This window comes from Gemmobacter sp. (assembly GCF_016792925.1).
Classification (GTDB): Bacteria; Pseudomonadota; Alphaproteobacteria; order Rhodobacterales; family Rhodobacteraceae; genus Gemmobacter.
The window spans coordinates 1-7,389 of sequence record NZ_JAEULU010000174.1 but is presented as its reverse complement, the minus strand read 5'-3'; the positions used below and the strand labels follow the sequence as shown (position 1 = coordinate 7,389).

The following is a 7,389-nucleotide window of genomic DNA, read 5'->3' as shown; positions in this document are numbered from 1 at the left end:
TCCGCTGCCCAACAAGATCGAGAAATTCACGGTTCTCCGTGGTCCGCACATCGACAAGAAGTCGCGCGACCAGTGGGAAATCCGCACGCACAAGCGTCTTCTCGACATCGTTGACCCGACCCCCCAGACCGTGGACGCGCTGATGAAGCTCGACCTCGCCGCTGGCGTGGATGTCGAGATCAAAGTGTAAGGGGAGGCGAAACCAATGCGTTCTGGTGTTATCGCCAAGAAGCTGGGCATGACCCGGCTGTTCCTCGAAGACGGCAAGCAGGTTCCTGTCACCGTTCTTCAACTCGACGCCCTGCAAGTGGTCGCTCAGCGCACCGCTGACCGTGACGGCTATACCGCCGTTCAGCTGGGTGCCGGTTCCGCCAAGGCCAAGAACACGACCGCTGCACAGCGTGGTCACTTCGCGAAAGCGAATGTGGCACCGAAGCGCAAAGTGGCCGAGTTCCGCGTGTCGGCTGACAACCTGATTGATGTGGGCGCGGAAATCACCGCTGACCACTATCTCGCAGGTCAGTTCGTCGACATCGCCGGCACCTCGATCGGTAAAGGCTTTGCCGGTGCGATGAAGCGTCACAACTTCGGTGGTCTGCGCGCCTCGCACGGTGTGTCGATCTCGCACCGTTCGCACGGTTCGACCGGCCAGTGCCAGGACCCTGGCAAGGTGTTCAAGGGCAAGAAGATGGCTGGCCATCTGGGTGCCGTGCGTGTCACCACGCAGAACCTGCAAGTCGTGAAAACCGATGCCGACCGTGGCCTGATCCTGGTGAAGGGCGCCGTGCCCGGTTCCAAGGGTGGCTGGGTCACCATCAAGGATGCGGTCAAGAAAGCGGCTCCGGCCGGTCTGCCGCTGCCGGCTGCGGTCCGTTCGGCTGCGCCTGCTGCCGAAGCCGCCGTCGAAGGGGGTGAAGCATGAAACTTGATGTGATCAAGCTGGACGGCGGCAAAGCCGGTTCCATCGACCTCGACGAAGCGCTGTTCGGCCTCGAGCCGCGCGCCGACATCCTGCACCGTGTGGTGCGCTGGCAGCGTGCGAAAGCACAGGCTGGCACCCATTCGACGCTCGGCAAGTCGGACGTGTCCTACTCGACCAAGAAGATCTACCGCCAAAAAGGCACCGGTGGCGCACGTCACGGGTCCAAGAAGGCGCCGATCTTCCGTCACGGTGGCGTCTACAAAGGCCCGCAGCCGCGTTCGCATGCCCATGATCTGCCGAAGAAATTCCGCGCTCTGGGTCTGCGTCACGCCCTGTCCGCCAAGGCCAAGGCCGGTGAGCTGATCATCGTCGAGAACCTGGCGATGGCCGAAGGCAAGACCGCGTTCCTGGCGAAAGCCGCCAAGGAGCTGGGCTGGAAGCGCGTGCTGATCATCGACGGCGCCGACCTGAACGTGAATTTCGTGCAGGCCGCCCGCAACATCGAGACCATCGATGTGCTGCCGTCGATCGGTGCCAACGTCTATGACATCCTGAAACGTGATCAGCTGGTGATCACCAAAGCAGGTGTCGAAGCTCTGGAGGCTCGTCTGAAATGACCGTCAAGCCCGAACATTACGACCTGATCAAGAAGCCCGTCATCACCGAGAAAACGACCCTCGCGGCCGAAACCTCGAATGCGGCAACCTTCATCGTGGCGATGGACGCGACCAAACCCCAGATCAAGGAGGCCGTCGAGGCTGTCTTTGGTGTGAAGGTGAAAGCCGTGAACACCGTTGTGGCGAAGGGCAAGGTCAAGCGCTTCCGCGGTCGCCCCGGCGAGCGCAGCGACAAGAAAAAGGCCTATGTGATCCTCGAAGCCGGTCAGTCGATCGACGTGGCTTCGGGCCTGTAATCACAGGGTCCGATCTCAAGGCGCCCCCGCAGCGATGCGGGGGCGTTTTGCTTTGGGGCGGGCTAGTCGGGGAAGTATGCCGCTTTGAAGTCTCTGGTTTTCAGCCAGGGGCGCAGGCGGTGGATTGCCCGGTGACAGGTCGGGCAAAGCATCCGCAGATCATCGGGGCTGGTTTTGCCGCTGTGATCGACCGAGCTGAGGGGGATGTCATGATGCGCCTCGATGGTGTCGGCCATGTCCTCAACATGCTCAAGTGGGCTACCTTTGGGCCAGTTGCAGGCCTCGCAGTGCAGGCTGCCATGCAGCGCCCGGAACTGCGTCTTGGCGATACTCACCACCTCCTGATTGCGCTCCCGCGACAAATGTGTGCGCGCCACAAGTGCGCCCTCAGGAAAGCTTACGGGTTCCGGATCAAGAATGGATTTCAAGCTTTCAGCCAAGGCGGCTATCTGGTCGAACTCAGCCTGATCCAGTCTTTGCAGTTGATAGCGGTTCGCATTCGGTCTGATGATGTGCGCTGGAATGGGGATGGGCGCTTCAAGTTTGATGAGGTTGTCAGGCTCCAATGTGACCCAGCAAACCTCACCAGTGTTAAACAGTTGTTGTGCTTTCTGTTCTACGCTGAGTGATTTAAGCGGCCCGTCAAGCTGGCCTTGTTTGTCCAGTTCATGCAATTGCCGGGCGCGCCGCAGTCTGGCTTCTTCGGGTAGGTCGGCAGTGCCAATGGAGTAGGTTGCATTGAGGCACAGGCCGACAGCATAGTGCTGCTGGTTTTGATGATAGCCAAGAATGATGTTGAAGGTCTTGCCCCGGTCTGCTCTTGCGGGCTGTTGCTGGAGGTAGAGGTGCAGCTTGCCATCGCTCCACAGGTCATCGGCAAAATTCCAGTCCTCGTAGCCGAAGCCGTTATCCCCTACATAATCCGCAGATTTACCCAACCGACCTGCCATAGGGCCAAGCCAGCCGCCTTCATTCCGGGCCATCTTGTGATACCGATATTCCATTCATTGCTCCTTCACACGCATTGCGGGAGTGAATCACGGTGTATGGGCCTACACAACCCGTGTTGGAACAAACCGCTGGACAGGATCGGCTAGTCTTGCTATCGCGACCCATCGGTTTGGCCCCGGGATTCGTTCCGGGGCTTTGCCTTTGTTCTGCCGCTGCCTTCGGGCCGGGGGCGAGAACCTTCACCGGGGATCTTCGGAGCCCTACAACCGCGCGAAGGCGACCCGACATCCGCAAGGGTAGGGGGGGCGTTATGCGCAAGCAGACGGAAGACAGAAAGCATGGCACTTAAGTCGTATAAGCCGACGACGCCTGGCCAGCGTGGGCTGGTTCTGATCGACCGTTCGGAGCTGTTCAAAGGCCGTCCGGTCAAAGCCCTCACCGAGGGTTTGACCAAGACGGGTGGCCGCAACAACACCGGACGCGTCACGATGTGGCACAAGGGCGGTGGCGCGAAGCGTCTCTACCGCGTTGTGGATTTCAAGCGTCGCAAGTTCGACATCGCGGCGGTCGTCGAGCGGATTGAATACGATCCGAACCGCACCGCCTTTATCGCGCTTGTGAAATACGCCGATGGCGAGCTGGCCTATATCCTCGCGCCGCAGCGCCTGGCCGTGGGCGATAGCGTGATCGCCGGCGCCAAGACCGACGTGAAGCCCGGTAACGCGATGCCCTTCTCGGGCATGCCGATCGGGACGATCGTTCACAACGTCGAGCTGAAGCCCGGCAAGGGCGGCCAGCTGGCCCGCGCTGCTGGCACCTATGCCCAGTTCGTCGGCCGTGACGGTGGCTATGCCCAGATCCGCCTCTCCTCGGGCGAGCTGCGCATGGTGCGTCAGGAATGCATGGCCACCGTGGGTGCCGTGTCGAACCCCGACAACTCGAACCAGAACTTCGGTAAAGCCGGTCGTATGCGCCACAAGGGCGTGCGTCCGACGGTTCGCGGTGTTGCCATGAACCCGATCGACCACCCGCATGGTGGTGGTGAAGGCCGGACCTCCGGTGGCCGTCACCCGGTCACCCCGTGGGGCAAAGGCACCAAGGGCAACCGCACCCGTTCGAACAAGCAGACCGACAAGTACATTGTCCGTTCGCGCCACGCGAAGAAGAAGGGTCGTTAATCCATGGCACGTTCTATCTGGAAAGGCCCCTTCGTCGACGCTTATGTGCTGAAAAAAGCAGACAAGGCGCGCGAGTCGGGCAAGGGCGAAGTGATCAAGATCTGGTCGCGCCGCTCCACCATCCTGCCGCAATTCGTGGGTCTGACCTTCGCCGTCTACAACGGCAAGAAGCACATCCCGGTTGCTGTCACCGAAGAGATGATCGGCCAGAAGTTCGGTGAATATTCGCCGACCCGGACCTATTATGGTCACGCCGCCGACAAGAAAGCCAAGAGGAAGTAAGCCATGGGTAAGGAAAAGAATCCGCGCCGCGTGGCGGACAATGAAGCAATGGCCAAGTGCCGCATGCTTCGCACCTCGCCGCAGAAGCTCAACCTGGTCGCCGGTCTGATCCGCGGCAAGAAGGTGGAAAAGGCGATTGCCGATCTCACCTTCTCGAAAAAGCGTATCGCCCAGGACGTGCTGAAGGTTCTGCAATCGGCCATCGCCAATGCTGAAAACAACCACGGGCTCGACGTCGACGCCCTGGTGGTTGCCGAAGCCTGGTGCGGCAAGAACCTGGTGATGAAGCGCGGTCGTCCGCGTGCGCGTGGCCGGTTCGGCAAGATCATGAAGCCGTTCTCGGAAATCACCATCAAGGTGCGTCAGCAAGGGGAGACTGCGTAATGGGTCAGAAGGTCAACCCCATCGGGATGCGCCTCCAGGTCAACCGCACCTGGGACAGCCGCTGGTTCGCCGAGTCGAAAGACTATGGCAACCTGTTGCTCGAGGATCTCAAGATCCGCGACTTCGTGCATGAAGAGTGCAAGCAGGCTGGCGTGAGCCGCGTGATCATCGAGCGTCCGCACAAGAAGTGCCGTGTGACCATTCACACTGCACGTCCGGGCGTGATCATCGGCAAGAAAGGCGCTGACATCGAGGGTCTTCGCAAGAAGCTCGCGAAATTCACCGCCTCCGAGCTGCACCTGAACATCGTCGAAGTGCGCAAGCCGGAACTGGACGCTCAACTCGTCGCCGAGTCGATCGCTCAGCAGATGGAGCGCCGCGTGTCCTTCCGTCGCGCCATGAAGCGTGGCGTGCAGAACGCGATGCGCATCGGTGCCCTCGGCATCCGTGTGAACGTCTCCGGCCGTCTGGGCGGCGCCGAGATCGCCCGTACCGAATGGTATCGCGAAGGCCGTGTGCCGCTGCACACCCTGCGCGCTGACATCGACTACGCCCTGTCGGAAGCCATGACCCCCTATGGGATCATCGGTGTGAAAGTGTGGATCTTCAAAGGCGAGATCCTCGAGCACGACCCGCAAGCGCATGACCGTCGTCTGTCGGAGGAGACCCCGTCTCCGCGTCCGCAGCGCCGCGAGCGCGAGCGCGCGTAAGGGAGTAGAGAGAGATGCTGCAACCGAAACGGACGAAGTTCCGCAAACAGCACAAGGGCCGGATCCACGGCGAAGCCAAGGGTGGCTCCACCCTGAACTTCGGCACGTTCGCCCTGAAGGCTACCGAGCCGGAGCGTGTGACCGCGCGCCAGATCGAAGCCGCGCGTCGTGCGATCACCCGTCACATGAAACGTCAAGGCCGCGTCTGGATCCGGATTTTCCCGGACGTTCCGGTCACCTCGAAGCCGACCGAAGTCCGTATGGGTAAAGGTAAGGGTTCGGTGGATTTCTGGGCGTGCAAAGTGAAGCCCGGCCGCATCATGTTCGAGATCGACGGCGTTGCCGAAACGATCGCCCGCGAGGCCCTGCGCCTTGGCGCGAACAAGCTGCCGGTGACCACCCGCGTTGTGGTCCGCGAAGACTGGTAATCCGGGGAGTGCGGGCCTGGCCCGCACCCTTCGAGCCAAAGGAAAACCCCCGCCAGTGATGGCGGGGGTTTTTCGTTTATTCGATGCTGTAATTGTAGGTGCCGCAGAGGCCGGGGCTTTCGATGTTCTCCGGTGCCTCGCCCGAGAACACCGCCATTTGCAGCAATGTGTCATCCAGCGGGGTGAAGACCAGATAGGTCGCCGCCTCGGCCCCGCACAGCGTGTTGCCGTTCACCAACGCGCCGGGGTCTTCGTCGATGGCGAACACCCCACCCGGCCAGACCTCATTGTCATTCAGGTTCCAGCCCGAGCTGCGATCCTCGACAAAGCTCAGCCCGATCTCGGTGCCATCGGCGGTGGTCAGCACCTTCTCGGTCTCCGAGCCGCTGATCGACAGATCGCCGGTCACGCTTTCGGCGGTGGTGCTATAGGCGGCGAAACTGGCATCCTCCTGCCAGGGCATCGTCCAGTCTTCGGCAAGGGTGGGGGAGGCGGCCAGCACCAGGGCGGCGGTCAGGAAGGGTTTCACGGTGACTCCTCTTGTGGTGGTGTGGCCGATGCTAGGCCAGCCCGCCCTGCGCCGCTATCCTCTGCGCGACAAACTTTCCCTTGCCATTCTTGGCCCCAAGGCATACACGGGCCCATCTGCGGCTCCGAGGCGACTCGGAGTCGTCGGTTTGTCATTGATCCGCCAGATCAACGGTCACCCTGAACATCGGGGCCGTCTGGCGATTGTCAAAAGGAAAAGGCGCATGACCGCCACTGAACTGAAGGCCAAATCGCCGGCCGAGCTGCGCGAGCAGCTGCTGGCGCTGAAAAAGGAAGCGTTCAACCTGCGCTTCCAGCAAGCGACCGGCCAGCTTGAGAACACCGCCCGCATGCGTGCCGTCCGTCGTGACGTCGCCCGCATCATGACGGTTCTGAACCAGCAAGCTGCTGCTGCTGCGAACTGAGGAGAAGACACATGCCCAAGCGTATCCTGCAAGGTGTGGTCACCTCGGACAAGAACGAGCAGACCATCACCGTTCTCGTCGAGCGTCGCTTCAAGCACCCGCTGCTGCAAAAGACCGTTCGCAAGTCGAAGAAATACCGCGCCCATGACGCGGAGAACAAGTTCAAGGTCGGCGATACCGTGCGTATTGAAGAATGCGCACCGATCTCGAAAACCAAGCGCTGGACGGTGGTGGTCGAGGCCTGAGAAAGGCTCCGATTCCATCGTTCAGTTCATCTGAACGAAACCCTGGGGCGGTGCTGATCAGCCGCTCCAAAGGTCGGGAGAAACCAAATGATCCAGATGCAGACCAATCTGGATGTTGCTGATAACTCTGGCGCTCGCCGGGTTCAGTGCATCAAGGTTCTGGGCGGTTCGCACCGCCGCTACGCATCCGTGGGCGACATCATCGTGGTGTCGGTCAAGGAGGCGATTCCGAAGGGTCGCGTGAAGAAGGGTGACGTCCGCAAGGCCGTTGTCGTTCGCACCGCCAAGGAAGTCCGTCGTGAAGATGGCACCTCGATCCGCTTCGACCGTAACGCCGCCGTCATCCTGAACAACCAGGGCGAACCGGTCGGCACCCGTATCTTCGGGCCGGTCGTGCGCGAGCTGCGTGCGAAGAACTTCATG

General features: G+C 61.1%; 14 protein-coding genes. 12 read left to right on the top strand and 2 right to left on the bottom strand.

Going from position 1 to position 7,389, the window contains the following annotated elements:
• The 4 genes from rpsJ to JNN06_RS08260 all read left to right on the top strand — a co-directional run.
• Positions 1–190: 30S ribosomal protein S10 (rpsJ, locus tag JNN06_RS08275; RefSeq protein WP_291239118.1), on the top strand; the 190-nt coding region annotated here is incomplete at its 5' end.
• A gap of 15 nt (positions 191–205) precedes the next feature.
• The gene (rplC, locus tag JNN06_RS08270) at positions 206–922 is read left to right on the top strand and encodes a 50S ribosomal protein L3 (RefSeq protein ID WP_291239117.1); all 717 of its coding nucleotides are present in this window, start codon (positions 206–208) and stop codon (positions 920–922) included.
• Positions 919–1,539: a 50S ribosomal protein L4 gene (gene rplD / locus JNN06_RS08265; RefSeq protein ID WP_291239116.1), complete on the top strand. Its 621-nt coding sequence runs from the start codon at positions 919–921 to the stop codon at positions 1,537–1,539. The genes rplC and rplD overlap by 4 nt, the downstream gene beginning before the upstream one ends.
• On the top strand, positions 1,536–1,835 hold the full coding sequence (locus tag JNN06_RS08260) for a 50S ribosomal protein L23 (protein WP_291239115.1): 300 nt from the start codon (positions 1,536–1,538) through the stop codon (positions 1,833–1,835). Before rplD ends, JNN06_RS08260 begins: the two co-directional genes overlap by 4 nt.
• Before the next feature lie 62 nt (positions 1,836–1,897).
• On the opposite strand, the gene JNN06_RS08255 is transcribed toward JNN06_RS08260, so the two are convergent.
• Positions 1,898–2,839, bottom strand: coding sequence for an HNH endonuclease (locus JNN06_RS08255; protein WP_291239114.1), 942 nt, complete (start codon positions 2,837–2,839; stop codon positions 1,898–1,900).
• Positions 2,840–3,124: 285 nt separating this feature from the next.
• Between JNN06_RS08255 and rplB the strand changes: the two genes are divergently transcribed.
• The 5 genes from rplB to rplP are packed head-to-tail and all read left to right on the top strand — an operon-like array spanning position 3,125 to position 5,768.
• Positions 3,125–3,964, top strand: coding sequence for a 50S ribosomal protein L2 (gene rplB / locus JNN06_RS08250; RefSeq protein WP_291239113.1), 840 nt, complete (start codon positions 3,125–3,127; stop codon positions 3,962–3,964).
• A 3-nt stretch (positions 3,965–3,967) separates the two neighbouring features.
• A complete protein-coding gene (rpsS, locus tag JNN06_RS08245) occupies positions 3,968–4,246 on the top strand; it encodes a 30S ribosomal protein S19 (protein WP_291239112.1) in 279 nt (92 codons plus the stop codon).
• Positions 4,247–4,249: 3 nt separating this feature from the next.
• The gene (rplV, locus tag JNN06_RS08240) at positions 4,250–4,630 is read left to right on the top strand and encodes a 50S ribosomal protein L22 (RefSeq protein WP_291239111.1); all 381 of its coding nucleotides are present in this window, start codon (positions 4,250–4,252) and stop codon (positions 4,628–4,630) included.
• Positions 4,630–5,340 carry a 30S ribosomal protein S3 gene (gene rpsC, locus JNN06_RS08235; protein ID WP_291239110.1) on the top strand — a complete coding sequence of 237 codons (711 nt, stop codon included), beginning with the start codon at positions 4,630–4,632 and terminating at the stop codon, positions 5,338–5,340. The genes rplV and rpsC overlap by 1 nt, the downstream gene beginning before the upstream one ends.
• 14 nt (positions 5,341–5,354) lie before the next feature.
• Positions 5,355–5,768, top strand: a complete 414-nt coding sequence (gene rplP / locus JNN06_RS08230; RefSeq protein ID WP_291239109.1) for a 50S ribosomal protein L16 — start codon at positions 5,355–5,357, stop codon at positions 5,766–5,768.
• Positions 5,769–5,844: 76 nt separating this feature from the next.
• Here the strand turns inward: rplP and JNN06_RS08225 are convergent, their stop codons facing one another.
• Complete coding sequence (locus JNN06_RS08225) at positions 5,845–6,297, bottom strand: hypothetical protein (protein WP_291239108.1); 453 nt, start codon at positions 6,295–6,297, stop codon at positions 5,845–5,847.
• A gap of 223 nt (positions 6,298–6,520) precedes the next feature.
• Here JNN06_RS08225 and rpmC point away from each other — a divergent pair, with 223 nt between their 5' ends.
• From rpmC to rplN, 3 genes are all read left to right on the top strand, one after another.
• Complete coding sequence (gene rpmC / locus JNN06_RS08220; RefSeq protein WP_291239107.1) at positions 6,521–6,721, top strand: 50S ribosomal protein L29; 201 nt, start codon at positions 6,521–6,523, stop codon at positions 6,719–6,721.
• An 11-nt stretch (positions 6,722–6,732) separates the two neighbouring features.
• Positions 6,733–6,966, top strand: a complete 234-nt coding sequence (gene rpsQ, locus JNN06_RS08215; RefSeq protein WP_137110191.1) for a 30S ribosomal protein S17 — start codon at positions 6,733–6,735, stop codon at positions 6,964–6,966.
• Between the two features lie 87 nt (positions 6,967–7,053).
• Positions 7,054–7,389 (top strand): 50S ribosomal protein L14 (gene rplN / locus JNN06_RS08210; RefSeq protein ID WP_291239106.1); only part of this gene is annotated, 336 nt, incomplete at its 3' end.

Coding starts and splice junctions, on each gene's coding strand:
- rplB (WP_291239113.1), top strand. CDS start 3,125: ATGGCACTTAAGTCGTATAAGCCGACGACGCCTGGCCAGCGTGGGCTG.
- rpsC (WP_291239110.1), top strand. CDS start 4,630: ATGGGTCAGAAGGTCAACCCCATCGGGATGCGCCTCCAGGTCAACCGC.
- JNN06_RS08255 (WP_291239114.1), bottom strand. CDS start 2,839: ATGGAATATCGGTATCACAAGATGGCCCGGAATGAAGGCGGCTGGCTT.
- JNN06_RS08260 (WP_291239115.1), top strand. CDS start 1,536: ATGACCGTCAAGCCCGAACATTACGACCTGATCAAGAAGCCCGTCATC.
- rplV (WP_291239111.1), top strand. CDS start 4,250: ATGGGTAAGGAAAAGAATCCGCGCCGCGTGGCGGACAATGAAGCAATG.
- rpsS (WP_291239112.1), top strand. CDS start 3,968: ATGGCACGTTCTATCTGGAAAGGCCCCTTCGTCGACGCTTATGTGCTG.
- rpsQ (WP_137110191.1), top strand. CDS start 6,733: ATGCCCAAGCGTATCCTGCAAGGTGTGGTCACCTCGGACAAGAACGAG.
- rpmC (WP_291239107.1), top strand. CDS start 6,521: ATGACCGCCACTGAACTGAAGGCCAAATCGCCGGCCGAGCTGCGCGAG.
- rplP (WP_291239109.1), top strand. CDS start 5,355: ATGCTGCAACCGAAACGGACGAAGTTCCGCAAACAGCACAAGGGCCGG.
- rplC (WP_291239117.1), top strand. CDS start 206: ATGCGTTCTGGTGTTATCGCCAAGAAGCTGGGCATGACCCGGCTGTTC.
- rplD (WP_291239116.1), top strand. CDS start 919: ATGAAACTTGATGTGATCAAGCTGGACGGCGGCAAAGCCGGTTCCATC.